Annotated in this window: 10 protein-coding genes; all 10 read left to right on the top strand. The window is 69.1% G+C overall.

Going from position 1 to position 22,223, the window contains the following annotated elements:
* Positions 1-195 precede the first annotated feature (195 nt).
* The 10 genes from R5O87_RS06585 (at position 196) to R5O87_RS06540 (ending at position 22,189) form a co-directional block, all read left to right on the top strand.
* Positions 196-6,285 carry an Ig-like domain-containing protein gene (locus R5O87_RS06585; protein WP_410555751.1) on the top strand — a complete coding sequence of 2,030 codons (6,090 nt, stop codon included), beginning with the start codon at positions 196-198 and terminating at the stop codon, positions 6,283-6,285.
* Positions 6,286-6,366: 81 nt separating this feature from the next.
* Positions 6,367-7,338: an AAA family ATPase gene (locus R5O87_RS06580; protein WP_354261880.1), complete on the top strand. Its 972-nt coding sequence runs from the start codon at positions 6,367-6,369 to the stop codon at positions 7,336-7,338.
* A 46-nt stretch (positions 7,339-7,384) separates the two neighbouring features.
* Positions 7,385-8,689: a DUF58 domain-containing protein gene (locus R5O87_RS06575; RefSeq protein ID WP_410555749.1), complete on the top strand. Its 1,305-nt coding sequence runs from the start codon at positions 7,385-7,387 to the stop codon at positions 8,687-8,689.
* Positions 8,686-11,127 (top strand): transglutaminase TgpA family protein, encoded by a 2,442-nt coding sequence (locus R5O87_RS06570; protein ID WP_410555747.1) that lies wholly within the window; start codon positions 8,686-8,688, stop codon positions 11,125-11,127. Before R5O87_RS06575 ends, R5O87_RS06570 begins: the two co-directional genes overlap by 4 nt.
* Positions 11,128-11,138: 11 nt before the next feature.
* Positions 11,139-12,590 (top strand): RDD family protein, encoded by a 1,452-nt coding sequence (locus tag R5O87_RS06565; protein WP_410555824.1) that lies wholly within the window; start codon positions 11,139-11,141, stop codon positions 12,588-12,590.
* Positions 12,587-13,465, top strand: coding sequence for a PP2C family protein-serine/threonine phosphatase (locus R5O87_RS06560; protein ID WP_410555746.1), 879 nt, complete (start codon positions 12,587-12,589; stop codon positions 13,463-13,465). The genes R5O87_RS06565 and R5O87_RS06560 overlap by 4 nt, the downstream gene beginning before the upstream one ends.
* Positions 13,452-15,263, top strand: coding sequence for a hypothetical protein (locus R5O87_RS06555; protein WP_410555745.1), 1,812 nt, complete (start codon positions 13,452-13,454; stop codon positions 15,261-15,263). The genes R5O87_RS06560 and R5O87_RS06555 overlap by 14 nt, the downstream gene beginning before the upstream one ends.
* Complete coding sequence (locus R5O87_RS06550) at positions 15,260-16,942, top strand: serine/threonine-protein kinase (RefSeq protein ID WP_410555744.1); 1,683 nt, start codon at positions 15,260-15,262, stop codon at positions 16,940-16,942. The genes R5O87_RS06555 and R5O87_RS06550 overlap by 4 nt, the downstream gene beginning before the upstream one ends.
* Before the next feature lie 73 nt (positions 16,943-17,015).
* A complete protein-coding gene (locus tag R5O87_RS06545) occupies positions 17,016-17,720 on the top strand; it encodes a hypothetical protein (RefSeq protein WP_410555743.1) in 705 nt (234 codons plus the stop codon).
* The gene (locus R5O87_RS06540) at positions 17,717-22,189 is read left to right on the top strand and encodes an FtsK/SpoIIIE domain-containing protein (RefSeq protein WP_410555742.1); all 4,473 of its coding nucleotides are present in this window, start codon (positions 17,717-17,719) and stop codon (positions 22,187-22,189) included. Before R5O87_RS06545 ends, R5O87_RS06540 begins: the two co-directional genes overlap by 4 nt.
* Positions 22,190-22,223: the final 34 nt, after the last annotated feature.

Below are 22,223 nucleotides of genomic sequence, written 5' to 3'. Positions count from 1 at the left end.
GGGTAGGCTGACCCGGTAACGGACGGCCAAAGGGCTGTTCTTGGACAAGCCGCCAGCGCCCATGTAATAGTCGAGACTCGAAAATTGTTCCGGCGTCTCTATGGGGGAGTGGCGGAATGTCACCGGCCCGTGATGAACATCAGGGGCCCGTAAGCCGCGCTCAGGCGGCTGTGATTTCAGGGGAATAATAACGCTGTGTCAACTTTGTTCGGCAAGCTGGGGCTGAGGAAACGCCGCAACAAGATCGTCACCGGTACCGTCTTTTCCGCTGCCGCCGCGGCGCTGGTGGCCGGTGCCGTGATCTACCCGGGGTTCAAGACAACCGAGGTGGACCTTAACGACGGCGGCGTCTGGGTGGTCAGCAAGGCCCGCAACGCCGTGGGCCGGCTCAACTACCCCTCGCGCGTCCTCGACGGTGCCGTGACCCCGGCCAGCACAACGTTCGATGTCCTTCAGAACGCCGGCAAGGTATTCGTCGACGACGAATCCGGCTCCACCCTGAACCAGGTGTCCGCCGCCAACATGAGGCTGGGCGGCGACAAGAAGCTTCCCGGCACCGCGCAGGTGAGCTTCGGCGCCGACGTCATCTCGGTCACCGACCCGTCCGCCGGCAAGATGTGGGCCATGTCCCCGTCGACCGTCAACGCCTTCGACGAGGAGTCCAGCGAGCCCGCAGTGAAGGGTTCCCAGGGCCTTGTGTCCGCCGTCGGCCCAGATGACCGCATCTATTCCGCGGACCCGAAGACGGGGCAGGTGACCGTGACCACGGTGGATGCCGCCGGGGCACCCACCCATACTGAGTCCAGCACGTGGGACGGCCTGAAGGGCGCCGGGGACCTCCAGCTCTCGGTCGTGGGGGACCAGCCTGTGGCCTTGGATTCGGCCGCCGGGAAACTGTTCCTGCCCGGCGGGCGCGAGGTGCCGCTGGCCGACGCGCGGGAGGCGAAGCTCCAGCAGTCGGGCCCGGCGTCGGACTCCGTGGCCGTGGCCACCGGCAAGGCGCTCCTCAAGCAGCCGCTTAATGGCTCCGCCGCGAAGACCGTCACCTTCGGCGGCCAGGGGGTGCCAGCGGCGCCGGTCCAGCTGGGCGGCTGCGTCCACGCGGCGTGGTCCGGGGCCAACAAGTACGTCCGCGAATGCGCGAACGTAGCGGACAACAAGAACCTGGCCGTGCCCAAGGCCAGTGCGTCGCCCAGCTACGTGTTCCGCGTCAACCGGGACCTCGTGGTCCTCAACGACGTGAACTCGGGCAACGTGTGGCTGGTCAACCAGAACATGCAGCTGGTCAACAACTGGGATGACGTTGTCCCGCCCAAGAACCAGGCTGACGACCCCGACGAGGAGTCCGCAGACGACAACACCATCAACGTCCTGCCGGACCGCACCAAACCGAACCGTCCCCCGGAAACGAAGCCCGACGTCGTCGGCGTCCGGCCGGGGCGCACCACGGTCCTGAGCGTCCTCGACAACGATTCCGACCCCGACGGCGACGTGCTGACCGCGTCGCTCGGTGCGGAAGGCCCGCAGGCCGGCAGCATTGAGAGCATCTATGGCGGGTCCGCCTTCCAGATCACGGTGCCGGCCGACGCCGGGCCGGGGACCGAGACCTTCGACTACACCGCGGCGGACGGCCGCGGCCTGTCCGCCGGCGGCAAGGTGAGCCTGAACGTCGTCGGACCGGATGAGAACCGGCCCCCCGCCTTCAAACGGGGGGACCCCACAACGCTCCTGGTGGAGCAGGGCAAGACCGTCAGCCAGAACATCCTCACCGACTGGGCCGATCCCGACGGCGACGACCTCGTCCTGATGTCGGCCACGGCGGACAACGAACAGGACCAGGTCAAGGTCCGCCGCGACGGCCTGCTCACCTACCAGGATTCCGGCGCGTCGGCCGGCAAGAAGAGCGTCACCGTGACCGTCTGGGACGGCCGCGCCACCACCACGGGCAAGGTGGTGGTCAACGTCCAGCCGCCGGGGGCACTCGCTCCCGTGGTCAACGCCGACCACGTCACTGCCGTGGTCGGCCAGGACCTGGTCATCGCACCGCTGAAGAACGACGTCGATCCCAACGGCGGCGCCTTGCGCCTCGCCCAGGTGGAAGCCAGCGGAGCCGCAGAACTGGGCCCGGTCACCGACGGCGGCACCTTCACGTTCCGCAGCCGCACCCCGGGACCGGTCTACCTGACGTACCTTGCCAGCAACGGGCCGCAAAGCAGCCAGGGCCTCATCCGGGTGGACGTCGAATCCGGCAAGGACACCGGAAATCCCGTCGCCGTCCACGACGTGGCGCTCCTGCCGGTGGGCGGCAGCGTGCTGCTGGACCCGCTGGCCAACGACTCCGACCCGTCCGGGGGCGTCCTGGTCCTGCAGTCCGTCGCCGTGCCGGAGAACGCCACGGCGTCGGTCAGCGTGATCGACCACAGCGTCCTGCGGATCACCGACATCGCCGGCACCAAGGACCCCTTCCTGTTCCGCTACACGATGTCCAACGGCAAGTCGTCCGCCACGGGAAGCGTCTCGGTGGTGCCCGTTCCCGCCCCCGCCGTGGTGGAGGCGCCGCAGCCCAAGCCCGACGAGGTCAACGTCCGCGTCAACGACGTCGTGACCATCCCGGTCCTCGACAACGACACCCACCCGCAGGGCGAAAAGCTGACCGTCGACCCGGTCCTGCCGCAGGCCGTCCCGGCGGAGGACGGCAAGAGCTTCGTGTCGGAAAACACCCTCCGGTTCATCGCCGGCAGCCAGCCCAAGACCGTGCGCGCCATCTACAACGCCGTGGACCCACAGGGCCAGAAGAGCGCCGCCGCCGTCACCATCCACATCCTGCCATTGGAAGGCGCCGAGAACTCCAGGCCGCAGCCCAAGAACCTGACAGCCCGGGTGGTGGCCGCCGGCACGGTGCGCATCCCCGTGCCGCTGGACGGCATGGACCCCGACGGCGACTCCGTCCAGCTGACGGGCATCGACAGCACGCCCGGCATGGGCACCGCGACGGCGGGCAGCAACTTCATCGACTTCGTCGCCGCCGGAAACGGCGCGGGAACCGACACGTTCCGCTACAAGGTGGTGGACCGCCAGGGCGCCGTGAACACCGGCACCGTCACCGTGGGCATCGCGCCCCGCAGCGACACCAACCAAAAACCCACCCCCGTGGACGACCAGGTCAAGGTCCGGCCCGGACGGCAGATCGCCGTCGACGCGGCCGGCAACGACACCGACCCGGACGGCGACCTGATCCGGATCCTCACCGACGGCATCGAAGCTGATGCCGCGCTGAAGGCCACGGTCAGCAAGCAAAGCGGCCGCATCCTGCTGCAGGCACCGGCCACCGAGGGCACCGTCAACGTCCGCTACACCGTGGCCGACGAACGAGGAGCCTCCGCGCAGGCAGCCATCCGGATGGTGGTGGACAGCAACGTCCCGCTGCAGGCACCAATCGCCCGGGATGACCGGGTGACCTCCGCACAGACGCTCGGCAAGACCGCCGTCGACGTCCCCGTCCTCAAGAACGACGAGGACCCTGACGGCGTCGGCGAGAACCTCAAGATCAGCAGCAGCGCCGAGAGCGCGCGCCCGGGGCCGGACGGCAACATGATCGTCGAGCTGACCGAGCAGCCGCAACTGGTGCCCTACACGGTGGAGGACGTGGACGGCCAGAGGTCGACGGCGATCATCTGGGTGCCGGGCCTCGGCCAGCAGGTTCCCACCCTGGCCAAGGACGAGGTGCTCGAGGTGGTCGCCGGCCAGTCCGTGACCGCCGACCTCGCCGAGTGGGTCAAGGTGCGGGACGGCCGCACGCCCCGGCTGACCCAGGCCGACCGGATCAAGCTCATCGGTGCGGACGGCGGCAACCCGGTGGCCGGCAACGGCACCGCCGTCAAGTACACGGCGGACAGGGACTACGTGGGCCCCGGGTCCATCACCTTCGAGGTCACGGACGGCACCGGACCTGACGACGCCGCCGGACTCAAGTCCACGCTGAGCATCCGCACCAAGGTGCTTCCCGACCCCAACCGCAACAACCCGCCCGTGCTGCTCGGCGGCTCGGTGGATGTTCCGCTGGGAGACTCCGCCTCGGCAGACCTCGCGAAGCTGACCACGGACCCGGACGGGGACGACGCCGCCAACATGAAGTACGAGGTTGACGGCGCGGTGCCCCAGGGCTTCAACGTGGCCATCGACGGCGCCACCCTGAAAGTATCTGCCAAGGACGGCGCACGGACAGGCGACGGCGGCGCCATTCAGGTGAAGGCCAAAGACCCGCGCGGCCTTGAATCCACCGCCACGTTCCGGCTTGCCATTACGGCAACCAACCGGGCCAAGCCTGTCGCCAACGACGACGTAGAGGAAAACGCCGCGGCCGGCAAGCCGGTGACCGTCAAGGTGCTGGCGAACGACGCCAACCCGTTCCCGGACACCCCGCTGAAGATCATCGGCGTCGCCACCGAAACAGGCCAGGGCACGGCTGCCATCAGCGGCGACTCGGTGATGGTCACGCCGTCGGACGGGTTCTCCGGCACCCTGATCGTGTCCTACACGGTGGGAGACAAGACCGAGGATCCGTCCCGCTACGCCACCGCCCGCATCCGCCTCACGGTCAAGGACGAGCCTCTCGCCCCGACCACGCCCCAGGCGCAGAGTGTGGGCGACCGGACTGCGCTGCTGAACTGGACGGCGCCGGCGGACCGGGGTTCGCCGATCACCACGTACACGGTGTACGGCGAAGGCGGCTACAAGCAGGACTGCCCGGCCAACTCGTGCACCCTGAACAACCTGGTCAACAACACCAAGTACCACTTCCAGGTGACGGCGACGAACGAATTCGGCGAATCCGACCGTTCACCGGCCTCGGCCGAGGTCCGGCCCGACGTCAAACCCGAGATGCCGCTGGCTCCGTCGCTGAAGTTCGGCGACAAGCAGCTCTCCGTTGCGTGGAAGGCACCGGCCAGCAAGGGTTCGCCGGTCAAGTCCTACGACCTTGAAATCTCACCGGCACCCAGCGGCCAGAACCCGCAGATCCAGAACCTGACCGCCACTAGCTACGTCTGGAAGGGCCTCACCAACGGCGTGTCCTACAAGGTGCGCGTCCTCGCCCGGAACGACGCCAAGGAACCCTCGGAGTGGAGCACCTACTCCGCGGCCGAGGTACCGGCCGGCGTTCCCGCGACGCCGGCCGCCCCCAGCGCGGCCAGCGTCGGTCCCTTTGGCAACCAGTCGCAGCTGAATGTCAGCTGGACCGCCCCGGACAACAACGGCGACGCCGTCTCCGCGTACACGCTGACCACGCTGCGGGGCGGATCTGTGGTCAAGAGTCAGAAGGTGGCGTCCGGAACGTCGCTGAATGTCACGGTGGACAACTCCGAGGCTGACTACACCTTCACGGTTTCCGCCACGAACAAGGCCGGGACGTCCGGGACCAGCGCCCAGTCGGCACCGGTCCGGGCCGCCGGAAAGCCGGGGACCGTGAGCGGCGGAACTGTGCGGGCGAACGGGAAGGACGGACAGCTGGACGTTACATTCGAGCCCCTGACGCAGGCACAACGCAACGGGTCCCAGGCCTCGGAAATCAGCTACCGCTGGTCCACGGCGTACGGATCAGGCCCGATCAGCACCGGCGGAGGGACCATCGGAGGCCAGCCGAACGGCCGGGACGTGACCGTCAACATCATCGCCTTTTCCACGAAGAACAACGTCTCCGGCGATGGCAAAGCCATCGGCTCGGGCAACCCCTACGCGCCGCCGAACGCGCCGAATGTGACTGGACAACAGTCCGCCAAGGGCGACGGTGATGTGCACTGGACCTGGAACAACCCGGCGAGCAACGGGCGCGCCATCAAGCGGTTCGAAGTGAGCTTCGATGGCGGCAACTGGACCAGCGTGGGACTCAGCAACCGGTACGACCGCGCCGCGGGAGGCTGGAACAAAACCCACACGTTGCGGGTCAGGGCGTTCACCGTGGTCAACGGACAGGCCGGCAGCGACAGCGCAACCAGCGGCGCAGATCCGACGCCTCCGCTGACGGAGGTTCGGGTCAAGCCGTCCGACAACAACAGCTGCCCGGGCAAGCCCGGCGTCCCTGACCGGTACAACGCCGCGACGCGCAGCTGCGGCGGCAGCGACGCCAACTGGGTGTCCTACTCCGACGGCTGGATACCCACCACCTGCTGGTCCGAAATCTACAACAACGGAACCCGCTGGTATCTGATGGACGGCGGGCCACACAGGGGTTGGTACGTCAAGGGCACGACGGTGGACATCCGCGGCCCGGGCGTGGGCCAGTGCTGAAACTGACTGCGGTGCTGAATTTGACGGGCCACAGCCTGCTGACAACGAACATCCCTGGAATGACACAGAAGAGGAACAACCATGACCATGACTAGCGAGCAGGCCGACTGGTTTGCAGGGACGTTCGAGAAGCTCGTCGCCAATGTGGGCCAGGCCGTCCTGGGCAAAGCCCACGTCATCCGCCTGACCTTCACCGCGATGCTCGCCGAAGGCCATGTCCTCTTCGAAGACGCCCCCGGCACCGGCAAAACCTCCCTGGCCCGGGCGCTCGCGGCCACGGTCCAGGGGTCCAACAGCCGCATCCAGTTCACGCCTGACCTGCTGCCCTCGGACGTCACCGGCGTGACTATCTACGACCAGAAGACCCAGCGGTTCGAATTCCACAAGGGACCGATCTTCAGCAACATCGTGCTCGCCGACGAGATCAACCGGGCCTCGCCCAAGACGCAGTCGGCGCTGCTGGAAGTCATGGAGGAGTCCCGCGTCACGGTGGACGGCACCACCTACGAAGCCGGCCGCCCGTTCATGGTGCTGGCTACCCAGAACCCGATCGAGCAGGCCGGCACCTACCGGCTGCCCGAGGCGCAGCTGGACCGCTTCCTGATCAAGACCTCCATCGGGTACCCGGACCACGCCTCCACCGTCCAGCTCCTGGGCGGCACCAACCTCAAGGACCGCTCCCGCGACCTGCAGCCGGTCATCACCACACAGGCCGTGGCCGACATGGCGGACCTCGCCGCCACGACGCACGTCGACACCGCGGTGCTGGAGTACATCTCCCGGCTCTGCGAGGAAACGCGCAACGCTCCCGAGACCCGCCTGGGTGTGTCGGTGCGCGGTGCCCTCGCCATGGTCCGGGCGGCCAAGGTCTGGGCTGCGAGCCAGGGACGCAACTTCGTCCTGCCGGACGACATCAAGGACCTCGCCGCGGTCGTCTGGACCCACCGTTTTGTGATGGACCCCGAGGCCGAGTTCTCCGGGGCCACGGCCGAAGCTGTTCTGGGACGCGTCCTGGCCGACGTCGCGGCGCCGCAGCAGCGCGCCGCCGTCTAGGGTGCGGCTGTCCAAAGTGCAGCGGTTTAAGGTTCGGCTACCCAGGATGCGGCTGCCCAAGGTGCGGCTGTCCGGCGTGCAGTGGTCCAAGGTCCGGCTGCCGAGGCAGCGGGTGTGGTCGGATGCCGCCAGCACGGCCCTCCTGGCGCTTGGTCCGGCCTGGCGGATGGCCGACGGCGTGTGGGGCCGCCGTGTGCGGCCCGTCCTGTCCGTGGTCAGCGTCCTGGGCTGGTCCGTGCTGGCCGCAGCGGTTCTGCTGTGGGCGGCCGGAAACGCCTACGGCTGGCAGGAGGCCAAGGCGGCAGCCGTTGCGGCTCTGGTGCTCTTCGTCATCGCCGTCGGCTTCATTCTGGGCCGGTCCTCCTACGGCGTTGTGCTTGATCTCGCCCGGACCCGGGTGGCGGTGGGGGACAGCGCGGTCGGAAGCATCGCTGTGTCCAACACGTCTGCCCGGCCGCTCCTGCCCGCCGACCTCGAACTGCCCGTCGGGTCAGCCACCGCCGTTTTCCACCTCCCGCGGATGAAACCCCAACAGGTGCATGAGGATCTGTTCACCATCCCCACTGCGCGCAGGGCCGTCATCGTGGTGGGCCCGGTGCGCTCCGTCCGGGCCGATCCGCTGCACCTGCTCCGCCGGCAGGTGCTCTGTACCGAACCGGAGGACCTCTACGTGCATCCGCGGACGGTTGCGCTGGCGGGTTCCGCCGCCGGGTTCATCCGCGACCTCGAGGGCATGCCCACCACGGAGCTGTCCAGCGCGGACGTCTCCTTCCACGCGCTGCGCGACTACGTCCCGGGGGACGACCGGCGGCACATCCACTGGAAAACCACCGCCCGGACCAACAAGCTCATGGTCCGCCAGTTCGAGGAAACCCGCCGCGCCCACCTGGCCATTTCGCTGTCCATCAACACGGACGAATACGCGTCGGAGGAGGAGTTTGAGCTGGCCATATCGGCAGCCGCGTCGATCGGCCGGCAGGCCATCCGCGAACAGCGCGAGCTGGACGTCCTCACCCAGTCCGGTCCGCTGCGGTGCGAGACCGGCCGCAACATGCTGGATGACATGACCCGGATCGTCGGCACCCCGCTGCGGAAGACCGCCGTCGACCTCGCCCGCACCCTTGCCGACACGGTGCCCAACGCCTCCGTGGTTTTCTTCGTCGTGGGCAGCCACGTGACGCCCACCCAGCTGCGCTCGGCCGCAGCCTCAGTGCCGCCCGGCGTCCGGAGCCTCGCCGTGCTCGTGGACCTTGGTGCCGCCCCGGCCCGTGCCAACATCGGCGACCTGACCGTGCTCACGGTCGGTGACCTCTCCGACCTTCCCTCCGTCCTGCGAAAGGCTGCAGCATGAGTGAGGCCACCGGTCTCCGCCCCCGCCGTTCAGATCGGAAGGACCGTTCAGGCAGCCCCCGCCGTTCAGCCCGGCCTGCTGCCGGGTCCGCCTTCGCCGACGGCCGGCCGCTGTGGCATTTTGTGCTCGACGGCGGTGCCCTCACCGTTCTGCTCGGGCTGGGTGTCCTGGGGTTCAGCCTCAGCTTCGGCGGCGACCCCCATTACCTGGTTGCCGGCTTTGGCGGGATCATCCTGGGCCTGGCCATCGCTGCCGGCAACGCCCATTTCCGGCTGGGGCTGCTGATCACCACAGCCCTGGCCTTCGGGGCCTACCTGGTACTGGGGACGGCCCTCGCTGTGCCCGACGCCGCCGTCGCCGGATTCCTGCCAGGCCTGGAATCGCTGCGGACGCTGCTGCTCGGCGTCGTCTTTTCGTGGAAGGACATGCTGACCGTTGGAGTTCCGGTGGGCACCGCGGGCGGCGTGCTGATCGTCCCTTTCCTGAGCTCACTCATGACGGCGTCCGCCGCCGGCGTGCTGACGTGGCGGATCCGGAGCCCGTACTGGCCGCTGCTGCCGGTCCTGGTCCTGTTCGTCACAGGCATCGCCTTCAGCACCAACGCCGGGTTCCTGACCGTGGAACGGGGCATCGCACTGACGGTGGTGGGCATCGCCTGGGCCACCTTCCGGCGGGACGTCCTGCGCCGTCGCGACACCCACAAGGTGTCGGTGAACCGTCCCCAGCACGACGCCGGCACGGCCGGGAAGGCGCACATGCGCCGCCTCGCGGCCGGAGCCGCCGTCCTGGCGGCCACGGTGGGAATCACCGCGGCCGTATCGCCGCTTATCGCCGGCGGCGACGAGCGGCGCGTCCTGCGCAACGTCGTCGTCCCTCCCTTTGACCCCAAGACCTACGTCACGCCGCTGGCGAGCTTCCGCAACTTCGTTAAGGACAAGAAGGACGACGCCCTGTTCACCGTCAAGGGGCTGCCCAAGGACGCGCGCGTCCGGCTCGGGGCACTTGATTCCTTCAACGGCACCAACTACACGATGGATCCGAACGGCTCCGGCAGCTTCAGCAAGGTGGGCGATGCGAAATCGATCAACACGTTGGCCGACGCCACGGACGCGGTCCCCACGGACGACTACAGCCTGGACATCACCATCGACGACTACCAGGGCTACTTCGTTCCGGGCGGACGGAAGACCACCGGACTCAGCTTCGGCCCGGGCTCATCCGCCGCTGCCTCGGGGCTGTACTTCAACTCCGGAACCGACACTGCGGTGACCACCCAGGGCCTGTCCCGGGGTGATTCCTACACCGTCCAGATTTCGGACCCGGTGAATCTCGAGCACGGGCAGCTGACGCAATACGACTTTGCCAAGGTCAGCCTGCCAGACACCACCGACGTGCCGCCGGTGGTGGGCGCCCAGGCCAATGACCTTGCCGCGGACGCCCCGACGGCCGTGGACCAGGTGCGGCAGATCGAGGCCCATTTCCAGAAGAAGGGCGCCTTCAGCAACGGGCTCATCGCCGACGGGCAGCTTCCCAGCGTCTCCGGGCACGGCGCTGCGCGCATTCGGGACCTGCTGACCGCCAAACAGATGCTGGGCGACGATGAGCAGTACGCGGTGGCGATGTCCCTGATGCTGCGGCACCTAGGCATCCCGTCGCGCGTGGTCATGGGTTTCTACCCGGACCCGAAGAGCCCGGAGAACGGTGCCGGCGAAATCAGGATCCTGGGCAAGGACGTCCACGCCTGGGTGGAGGTGGCGTTCGACCGGGTGGGCTGGGTGGCCTTCGACCCCACGCCGCCCAAGGACAACATTCCCATCCCGCCCGATCCGGAAAACAAGTCCAAGCCGAAGCCCCAGGTCCTGCAGCCGCCGCCACCGCCGCAGGAGCCGGCCGACCTGCCGCCGGATTCCTCTCCCGACGCGCTTGACGCCGACGAGAAGAAGAACAACCCCTGGCTGATCTGGGGTCCCATCCTGACGGCCATCGGCATCGCCATGGTTCCCCTCGGCATCCTGGCCCTGCCGCTGCTGCTCATCGCCCTGCTCAAGGCCCGCCGCCGGAAGGCGCGCTTCACCGGCGGCGACCCTGCCCAGCGCGTTGGCGGCGGCTGGAACGAGGTCCTTAGCCTGGCAACGGACATGGGTGCGGCCGTGGACACCCGTGCCACCAGGCGGGAAACGGCGGCGGTCGTCGCCGAAGCGTTCCCCGCCACCGGCAGCACCACAACCCTGCTGGCGCACCGTGCTGACGCCTCCATCTTCGGGGCCGGCCAGCCCAGCGAGGATGAGGTGCGGGAGTACTGGGACGTCGTGGACGGCTCGCTCAAGGAGATGACCGAAACCGTCGGTTTTTGGCGGCGCCAGCAGGCGCGGTTCTCGCCGCGGTCGCTGCTGGCCGAGGCCCGGACTGCCCTGGCCGCGCGGGGGTTCCGGCGGTGAGCGGTTCGTCTGTGCCTGGCGGCGGAGCTGCAGTTGGCGAGGGAACGGGGCCGTGCCCACGCTGCGGGCAGCCGGTCCGCGCCGGGGCAAGCTTCTGCGGTGCGTGCGGCACCCCCCTGCCCAACCGTGGAGCCCCGGCCAACAGAGGAGCCCTGCCTAACAGGGGAGCCCTGCCTAACAGGGGAGCCCTGCAGGATCCGGGAGTGACGCCCGGCCGCGGCGGGAGGCAAGCCGCCCCGATTCCCGGTAGCATCCCGTTAGGGCTGGGGGAAGGATCGGACATGTCAGGCACTCTTGCGCTGGTTCCCGCAGCGCCGGGCAAGCGTCTCGGCGCAGCCGTCCTCGACTGGCTTGCGCCCGTGGCCATCCTGACGGTGCTGCTGTCCTTCGGATTCGCCGGCATCACCAGCACGCGGAGCGCCGGACTCATCATCTACGACACAAGCCTGCTGGCGCTCCTGGGGAGCATCGGAGCCGGACTGACCATTGCCTATGCGTTCGCCGTCGCAATCGTCGAGGGCCGCTCAGGCAACACCATCGGCAACCGGCTCATGGGCATCCGCAGCGCCGACAAGGACGGCTACGCCCCGGGCCTCGGTGCCGTGTTCCTGCGGGGCATGGTGACCGGCGCGGGCATTCTGCTGGCCGTCCTCGCAGCCGTACTGGTGGCGGTCCTCAAGTGGTTCGAGGCCGCCCCGCTGATCCTGGGACCGTTGCTGCTCCTCGGCGCGGCCTGGGCCGTCGTCGTGGTGGTATCCAGCGTCTGGGACCGGAACGGCAAGCTCCGCGGGTGGCACGACCGTGCGGCGAAAACCCTCGTCTTCGACGTCGTGAACGGACGCAACCCCGTGGCCACCGGCGGCATCGAAGGCCCGTACAGCTTCGCACCCCTGGACCTGCCCCCGGTGCAGCAGGTGGCCTCCCCGGTTGCGTCCCGGAACCCGGTTGCCCCCAGCACCCCTGTTGATCCGGCATCGCCCGCATCCCCGGTCCCGCCTGCAGCCCCTGTCCCGCCTTACCCGGGCAACGCTGTTTACCCGGGCAACGCTCTGCACCCCGATAGCGCTCCCCACCCGGATGACGCCATGGACCGCACCCAGGTGCGTGCCGGAGCGCGGCAGGACGCGCCTGAGGCGGTGCTGCGGATAACGCTCGACGACGGCCGCGACTTCCGCCTGGAGCGGACGGTCCTGATCGGGCGCAACCCCGCCCCGGCCGCGGGGGAATCGCAGGCGCAGCTGCTGCCCGTCCCGGACCCGGGCAGGACCATTTCCAAGACGCACCTCCACCTGCTCACAGACGGCTCCGGCATCTGGGTCACCGACCGCCACTCGACCAACGGCAGCGCCGTCACCACACCCGATGGCATGCGCACGCCGCTGCAGCCGGGTGTGCCCGCATTTGTCAGCCCCGGAACCACAGTTCATTTCGGGGACCGCACCTTCAACGTAGGACACGCATGAATTCACAGCAGGCGGCCGGAACTCCAGAGGCCGGCGGCGAGCCCGGCCTCAGGCTGAGCTACGGCTACGGAACGGACCGGGGCCTTCGCCGCGAGCTCAATGAGGACTCGTACATTGCCTCGGATCCCGTGTTTGCCGTGGCTGACGGCATGGGCGGCCATGAAGCCGGCGAGGTGGCCAGCGGCATGTGCGTCCGGGCGCTGGCCCAACTGCCGCAACTGGCCACCGGGGAGCGGACGGCCACCGCGGGAGTGGTGCAGCAGTACCTTGCCAGCGCCGACGAATCGATCCGCTCCGCCACTGGCTCGAGGGCCGGCACCACGCTCAGCGGCGTGGTGGTGGTGGAGCAAATGGGTGTTCCCTACTGGCTGGTCATGAACATCGGCGATTCCCGGACGTACCGGCTGAGCCAGGGCCGTCTCGCGCAGGTCAGCGTGGACCACTCCGAGGTTCAGGAACTCGTCGAGAGCGGCGAGATCACCGCCGAGGAGGCCGCGGTTCATCCGCGCCGGCACGTCGTGACGCGGGCGCTGGGCGCAGGCGATGAGACCGAGGCCGATTACTGGCTCCTGCCGATTGAGGAAGGCGACCGGGTGATGGTCTGCTCGGACGGCCTCAACGGTGAACTGACCGACGGCCAGATGCTTGAGATCCTTAGCACTGTCGAGGACCCGCAGGAGGCAGTGGATGCCCTGATCCAGGCGGCGTTGCGGCGCGGCGGCCGGGACAATATCACGGTGATCGTGATCGATGCCAGGAATGTACTCAACGACGCCGGTGTGGCCACGACCGCGCCCCGCACAGCCGCCGACGCGGAAGACGAGGACACGCTGCCGCGTGCCGGAAGCGAGGACACTGTCAATGGCCGCAGCTAGCTATATCCCCGGCGGATGGCTAGGCGTCATCCGCTCGGGAACTGCGGTGATCCTCGACCCCGCCACCCCGGCCCCGCTGGTCAGCACGGTGTGGGAGCTGCTGGCGAAAAGCCCGGACGCAGCCGAGGTTCTCCATGCCGTGACGGGAGGGTTTGGTGCACCGCTGTCCGCCAGCCCGTGGTTCGGGATCATCGGATTCAGCGACTCGCTGCGGGTCTTCCTGCGCGGCGACATCGACCTCACAGTCCAGCTCCCGTCAGGTCCTGTGAACCTCGACGGCCGGAACGTCACCACCTGGACCGAGCGGTGGCTGGACGCTCCCGAGTGGTTCAGCGTGAAGGTGCCCGCTGCCGCGCAAGCACACCCTGAGGGGCGCGCCGCAGCATTGCACACCGCCGAATTGCCGGTGGTTGAGGGAACCGTGCTCCTGCAGTCGCTGCGCGTCAGCGTCACCGGATCCGGGGGCACCCCGTCAGGCCGGCTGGAAACTGCCGCAACGCCAGCCGCTGCACCGGCTCCTGCCGCACCATCCACTCCCGCAACGCCTGCAGAGGCGTCGGCCGAGACCATCGCGGCGCCCGGCGAGGACATTTCCCTGGCGGCGGAGCCTGAGCAGGAAGCGTCGGCCGAGACAGTTGCGGGGCTGCAGGAAACCGTCACGGGATTCACCGAGACGGGTGCTGCCGGTGCCCGGACATTGCCCGAAGACAGCCCGGCCACCGAACTCACCGGCTCGTACGACCACCTCTGGGACAAGACCGTGGTTCGCAGCATTGAAGACGCCGCGGTGCGGACAGACCAGGAGAACGACGGCGGTGCTCCGGCGGGCGGGGAAGTGGCAGTTCCGGAGACGGGGACCAAGGAAACAGCTGCTCAGGAGTCCGTATCAGCCCAGTCACCGTCGGCGACTGACCCTTCAACCCAGTCCCCGTCAGCGCCTGACCCTTCAACCCCGGCACCGTCGGCCCCTGCCCCCGCAACCCCGGCTCTGTCAGGCCTGATCGACTCCGTTCCGTGGGCAACCGGCGGCGACCGTGCCCCGGCATCGGAAGTACCGCCCGCGTTCTCGGCACCTCCGGTGCCGCCCACCTCCGCAGCGGCTGAGGCGCCCCCGTCGTTCTCAGCGCCCGGCGTCCAGCCGTCACCCACAGGAGCCCAAATGCCGCCGTCGTTTGCGGCAGCCCAGGTGCCGCCGTCGTTCATCTCCGTACCCGGGGCCGGCGGGGCGGCGGAAGGGGACCACGACGGTCAGACCATCCTCAAGAGCGACCTCCCCACCTCCGGGGCGGGGAATCCGGGGCAGGGGCCGGAACCCGGCCAGGCCGCTGCGGCGGGCAACGGCCCGCTGGTGCTCGCCCGCGTCTGCCCGGCGGGCCACGCCAACCCGCCCACCAGCGGACAGTGCTTCACCTGCGGCGCGCAGCTGCCGGATGTCGCCATCCAGGTGCCGCGCCCCCGGCTGGGCAGGCTGCGGCTGTCCACGGGCGAGCTGCTTGACCTGGACGAGTCGCTCGTGATCGGCCGGCAGCCGTCGGTGTCCCGGGTGCAGGGCGGCACCATGCCGCGGCTGGTCCAGGTCGCCAGCCCCGGCGGCGACATTTCCCGGTCGCACGTGGAGGTCCGGCTGGAGGGCTGGCACGTAATGCTGTGCGACCTGAAAGCCACCAACGGCACGGTGCTGGTCCGCGAGGGGCAACCGCCGCGTCGCCTTGCCCAGAATGAAATGGCCATTGTCCTGGACGGCGACATCGCAGAACTCGGCGATGACGTTTCCTTGCGCTTTGAGGAGATCCTGTGAGTTCCAAGCGGCCGGCGGCACCGCCGCCCCGCATCCCCGGTTTCAGTTACGTCAGCCTGCTCGGATCGGGCGGCTTCTCCGACGTCTACCTCTACGAGCAGGACCGGCCGCGCCGCAAGGTGGCCGTGAAGGTGTTGCTGTCCGGCCTCAAGACGGAGGGTGCCCGCCGCCGGTTTGAGTCCGAGGCCAACCTGATGGCCCAGCTGTCCTCGCACCCCTTCATCGTCACCATCTTTGAAGCCGAAGTGACCGACGACGGGCATTCCTACCTCGCCATGGAGTACTGCTCCCGGCCCAGCCTGGACGTCCGGTACCGCCGGCAGCGCTTCAGCGTGGACGAGGTCCTGGCCGTCGGCATCCAGGTGGCTTCCGCCGTGGAAACAGCGCACCGGGCCGGCATTGCCCACCGGGACATCAAGCCCGCCAACATCCTGGTCACCGACTACAACCGCCCCGCGCTCACCGACTTCGGCATCTCCGGCACACTGGCCGGCGACGTCGACGAGGACGCCGGGATGTCCATCCCCTGGTCGCCGCCGGAACAGTTCAGGGACGGCAATGTCGACGGCGTGCTGGTGGACGTGTGGGCTCTCGGCGCCACGCTGTACACCCTGCTCGCCGGACGGTCGCCGTTCGTGCTGCCGGGCGCCGACAACTCCCAGCGCGAGCTCATTTCGCGCATCACCAACATGCCGGTACCACGGCTGGGCCGTGCCGACGTGCCGGAATCCCTTGAACTGGCCCTGGCGACGGCGATGGCCAAGCAGCCGGCCTCACGCTATTCGTCCGCCCATGCTTTCGCCCTGGCGCTGCAGCGGATCCAGGCCGAGCTCAACCTGTCCGTCACGCCGTTCGAGGTGCTCGAAGAACGCCTCCCGGAGGACGTGCACCTGGACGACGGCGTGGAGGAGACGCGCGTCCGCAACGTCGCCTCCATCGACCCGGACCGGACCGGAAGCGCCCCCACCTTCCCGGCCCGCACCAAGCCGCTGGACGGGGGAGGCGCGCCGGCACCGGCTGTAGCGGGGCCAACAGTACCGGGGCCAACAGCACCGGCGCCCCAGCCGGGGCCTCAGCCGGTGAATGGGCTGGTACCGGGCATCCCGCCGTCGGCCGCTCCGGCGGCGGCCCGGGAGCCTGCGGCGTTCACATCACCTGCGGCAGACGGCTGGGCCGACGCCACGGTCCTGCGCAGCAACCAGCCAAAGGCCGGGGAGGATGATGCCTCCGGCCAGCCGGCGGATGACCCGGCGGACCACGGGAAGCGCAACCTGTGGCTCGCCATCTCCGGCGGAACGCTCCTGGTGCTGGCGGCCATCGTGGGTATTGTGATGGCATCGGCTGCGCCGCAGCCCGAGTCGCGGCCCACCGAAACCATCAGCAAGCCGCCCGCCGACGCCGTCGACGACGGATCCGTGCCCGACGTCGCCAAGCTGGCCGGCAGCGCTGGCGTGCAAGGGAAGGTCCGCTTCACCTGGACCAACCCGCAGCCGAAGCCGGGGGACACGTACAAGTGGCGGATCAAAACGGTCAAGGGCGGCGGAAGCTACCTGTCGACGTCGGCAACCCGGGCGGATGTCACGGCGAATCCGGCGGAGCCCACCTGCGTCCAGGTGATCATCGTCCGCAGCGACGGCTCCGCCTCGCCGGCGGGCGAGGATTCCATCGCGTGTCTCTAGGACGCCCTTAGCACCCTGCGGCATCAAGCACGGCCGCCCAGCAGCAACAGACCCGACGAGAAGACAGGGAAACATGGGAGACCTGGCCATAGATTTCTGCGGCGAGTGGTACGAGCCCACCGATGAGGACATCTTCAGCATCGGCCGCGAGGGCGACCTCGAGGTGGACGACAACCCGTACCTGCACCGGCGCTTCCTTCAGATCGCCCGGTACGACGGCATCTGGTGGCTCAGCAACGTGGGCAGCCGGCTGTCCGCCACGGTGGCCGACGGATCCGGTGGCATGCAGGCCTGGCTGTCGCCCGGCGCCCGGCTGCCCCTTGTCTTCAGCCACACCAGCGTCATCTTCACGGCCGGGCCCACCACCTACGAATTCGCCGTCCACCTGAAGACGCCGTCGTTCCGGCAGGAAACGAGCAGCGAAACCAGCGGCGGCGACACCACCATCGGCCCGGTGGTGTTCACCGACTCCCAGAAGGCCCTCATCGTGGCGCTTGCCGAGCCCATGCTCCGGCGGGAAGGCACCGGATTCAGCGCCATTCCGTCCTCCGCGGAGGCGGCCCGGGCCCTGGGCTGGGCCCTCACCAGGTTCAACCGGAAGCTGGACAACGTGTGCGACAAGCTGGACCGGGCCGGGGTGGCCGGACTCCGGGGCGGCGGCGGAAAGCTGGCCACCAACCGGCGTGCCCGCCTCGTCGAGCACGCGGTCACCTCGCACCTGGTCACCGCCGAGGACCTGCACCTGCTGGAAAAGATGCGAGGGGACGTCGAAGCATGAGGATCCGACTCACCCTGCGCCGGGACCCCGCCGAGGCCAAGGACTTGGCCGTCACCGTGGACGGCCGCGCCACGGTCGCGGACATCGCCACCGAACTGTGGACTGCAGACCCCGCCCGGCGGGAGGAGCCCGCTCCGCCGAACCTTTCACTCCGGATCGACGAGGCTTTCGTGGCCGGCGGCATGCGCGGCATCGTCCTGGACCGGGCGGACAACCTCCTCGAGTCCGGGCTGCGGCCCGGGTCCGTCGTTTCGCTCACCCAGGTGAGCGACCAGTTCGGCAACCCGAACGACGCCGGCCCTGCTGCGGACCGCGGCCCCGCCGCGGCGACGCTCCGCATAGTCTCCGGGCCCGACGTCGGCCGGGAGTTTTCGCTGCCGTCCGGCACCAGCTACATCGGACGGGACCGGAACGTGGACGTCCGGCTCACCGACCCCCTGACGTCGAAGCGGCACGCCCGCATCACGGTGGGGGAGAGCATCGAGATCGTCGACACGAATTCCGCCAACGGCCTGCAGATGGACGGGCTGCCCGTCACCCGCGCCACGCTGAATTCCTCCGACACCGTCACACTGGGCGACACCGGGCTGACCGTGATGCCGCTGGCGCGCAGCGGGGCGGCAGCTCCGACGTCGCCCCTGGTTGATTTCAACCGTTCCCCGCGGGTGGTGCCCCGGTTCGCCCCGGGCAAGCGGGTGCCCCCGGCCGGACCCAAGCGGCAGGACCACCACCCTTTCCCGTACATCATGCTGATCGCTCCGCTGATGATGGGCTCGGTGCTGTTCGCGGTGACCCAGAGCCTGCTGTCCATGCTGTTCATGCTGATGATGCCGCTGTTCATCGTGGGGCACTACGTGGACCAGAAGCTGCAAAACAAGCGTGAGCGCAAGGAGCAGCTGAAGCAGTTCCGGGAGGCCATGGCGGCCTTCCGGCAGGACACCACCGAGCTGCAGCGGGTGGAACGGGCCGTCCGGCTCCAGGAAGCCCCGTCCGTCAGTGACACCGTCGACTCCATCTACAAGCTGGGCCCGCTGCTCTGGACCCACCGGCCCGAACACGCCGGGTTCCTGGCCCTCCGGTTCGGGCTCGGCACGGTGCCGTCCCGGATTCCGTTCGAGGAGCCGAACACCTCGGAAACCGAGACGGAGTACCGGCGCGAGATCGAGGACTGCCTGGACCAGTTCCGGCAGATCGAGGGCGTGCCGGTGGTTTCCCAGCTGCGGTCCGCGGGCTCGTTCGGCCTCGCCGGGCCGCGCGGACTCGTCGACGACGTGGCACGGGGGGTAGTGCTCCAGCTCGTGGGCCTGCACTCCCCGGCGGAAGTGGCCGTGGCCGCCATCACCTCGGCCCGGTCCCGGGAACGCTGGAACTGGCTGCAATGGCTGCCGCACGTGGGCTCGAGCCACAGCCCCCTCGGCGGCGACCACCTTGCGGCCGGCTCGGCAGGCGGCACCAGCCTGCTGGCCCGGCTCGAGGACCTCGTGGAACTCCGGGAGGCCGCGCTGCGCTCGCAGGGCCCGGGGCAGGGTCCTGTGCACCGGCCCGGCATCCTTGATGAAACCTCGGAGGTTCCGCCGCCGGTACTGCCCTCGGTGCTGGTGATCGTCGAGGACGACGCGCCGGTGGACCGCGGCCGGCTGACCCGGCTCGTGGAGCGCGGACCGGATACCGGCGTCCACGTGCTGTGGGTGGCTGCCGGCGTCGAATCCCTTCCGGCCGCCTGCCGTGACTTCATGGCGGTCGACGGCGAGCACGGCACCACCACCGGCCAGGTCCGGCTGGGACGCCACACCTACCCCGTTAGTTGCGAAAGCCTCGACGCCGATCTCGCAGGCCAGCTGGCCCGTATGCTCTCGCCGGTTGTCGACGCCGGAAAGCCCGTGGAGGACGACTCCAACCTGCCGCGCGCAGTGTCCTATGCGGCGCTGCTGGGCAAGGACTTCCTCGACAACCCGCAGGCCGTCGCCGAACGCTGGCAGGAGAACAACTCCGTCCGCTCCACAGCCGTCGCCAACCGCAAGGACAACGGCTCGCTCCGTGCCCTCGTGGGATCCAAGGGCGTGGAGCCGCTGCATCTGGACCTCAAGAACGAGGGGCCGCACGCGCTGGTGGGCGGCACCACGGGCGCCGGCAAGTCCGAGTTCCTGCAGTCCTGGGTCATGGGCATGGCCACCGCCTATAGCCCGGACCGCGTCAGCTTCCTGTTCGTGGACTACAAGGGCGGCGCTGCGTTTGCCGACTGCGTCGACCTGCCGCACACCGTGGGCCTGGTCACCGACCTCTCGCCGCACCTGGTGCGCCGCGCCCTCACATCGCTGCGGGCCGAGCTCCACTACCGCGAACACCTGCTCAACAGGAAAAAGGCCAAGGACCTGCTCGCCCTCCAGCGCGAGGCCGATTCGGAGGCCCCGCCCTACCTGGTGATCGTGGTGGATGAATTCGCCGCCCTCGCCACCGAGGTGCCCGAGTTCGTGGACGGCGTGGTGGACGTTGCCGCCCGCGGCCGGTCACTGGGCCTGCACCTGATCCTCGCCACCCAGCGGCCCGCCGGCGTCATCAAGGAAAGCCTGCGCGCCAACACCAACCTCCGGGTGGCGCTGCGCATGGCCGACGAAGACGACGCCACGGATATCCTCGGCGTTCCGGACGCCGCGTACTTCGACCCCTCCATTCCGGGCCGCGGCGCAGCGAAAACCGGGCCGGGCCGTATCCAGGGGTTCCAGACCGGTTACGCCGGCGGCTGGACCACCGAACGCCCGCAGCGCCCGCAGATCGAGATCGTGGAGATGGCCTTCGGGTCGGGTCCCGTGTGGGAAACGCCGGCCCCCGAGACCGCCGTGCAGGAAGAACCCGCCGGGCCCAACGACATCGCCAGGATGACCGCCAACGTCATCGCCGCCGCGGGCCTGCTGGCCATCGAGCCGCCGCGGAAGCCGTGGCTGAACGAACTTGCCACCACCTACGACTTCTCGCTGCTGCCCAACCCGCGCACCGACGAACGGCTCCTGCTGGGCGTGGCGGACGATCCCGCCCGCCAGGACCAGCCCACCGTCTTCTACGAACCGGACAAAGACGGCAACATGGCCATCTACGGCACCGGCGGCTCGGGCAAGTCCGCGGCGCTTCGGGGGATCGCCATCGCGGCTGCCGTCACGCCCCGCGGCGGCCCCGTGCACGTCTACGGGATTGACTGCGGCTCGGCCGGCCTCAAAATGCTCGAGGAGCTCCCGCACGTGGGCGGGATCATCGACGGCGACGACGTGGAGCGCGTGGGCAGGCTCCTGCGCTGGCTCAGCGACCTCGCCGAGGACCGGGCACGGCGCTTCGCCGAGGTCCGCGCCTCCACCATCGGGGAGTACCGCCAGCTCGCCGGACTGCCGGATGAAAAGCGCATCTTTGTGCTGGTCGACGGCATGTCGGCCTTCCGCGAAGCCTACGAGTACAGCAAGCTTTCCGGCCTCTGGGACCTCTTCCTGCAACTGGCCACGGACGGCCGTCCCCTGGGCATCCACCTCGTTGTCACCGGCGACCGCCCCAACTCCGTCCCGGCGTCGTTGCTTGCCTCCATCCAGCGGCGGCTGGTGCTGCGGTTGTCCGCCGAGGACGACTACCTGACCATGGACGTGCCGAAGGACGTCCTGGGCCAGGCCTCGCCTCCCGGCCGCGGCCTGCTGGGCGGCCACGAGGTGCAGCTCGCCGTCCTGGGCGGCAACTCCAACCTGGCCCTCCAGGCACGCGAAGTCCACAAACTCAGCGAGGCCATGCTCCGCCAGGGCGTGGAGCGTGCCCCCCGGATCGAGCGGCTGCCCGAGCAGATCGACCTGGACATCCTACCCGCCGGGATTCGGGACCTTCCCGTCATCGGTGTGGACGACGAAACGCTGCAGCCGGCAACGCTCATGGCCAAGGGGCCGCTGCTGCTCGCCGGCCCGCCCGGCGCCGGCCGGACCGTGGCCCTGGTGACCATGGCCTACGCGCTGCGCCGGTCCAACCCCGGCACCGAACTGGTTTACCTTGCCGCCCGGAAGTCCGCGGTGGCTTCCCTGCCGGTCTGGGACCGTTCGCTGGTGGGGGCTGACGACGTCGAAGAGGCGGTGGAGGCACTCACGGACCACGCCTCGGCCAACCCGGGAAAGGTGGCCATCTTCATCGAGGGGCTCACGGAATTCACGGACACCCTGGCCGAATCCGGCATCGAAAGGCTGGTGGCGGCGTCCATCAAGGCCGACCAGTGGATAGTCGGGGAATCCGAAACGTCCACCTGGTCATCGGCATGGTCGCTGGCCCAGCCGTTCAAGTCGGGCAGGCGGGGACTGCTGATCAATCCGGGCGATATCGACGGCGACAGCCTCCTCAATACGTCGCTCGGACGGGTCGGCACGGACTTCATCCCGGGACGCGGCTACATCGTCGGCCGGGGCAAGGTACGCAAGCTCCAGATCGCGCTGCCGCCGGAAAACCGGCAGTAGCCGATTTGGCGCGACGCGCCGGACTGTAGGAAGA

This window comes from Arthrobacter globiformis (assembly GCF_046536215.2).
GTDB classification, from domain to species: Bacteria; Actinomycetota; Actinomycetes; order Actinomycetales; family Micrococcaceae; genus Arthrobacter; species Arthrobacter globiformis_E.
The sequence above is the reverse complement of the archived record's forward strand: the minus strand, read 5'-3'. Positions and strand labels throughout refer to the sequence as shown.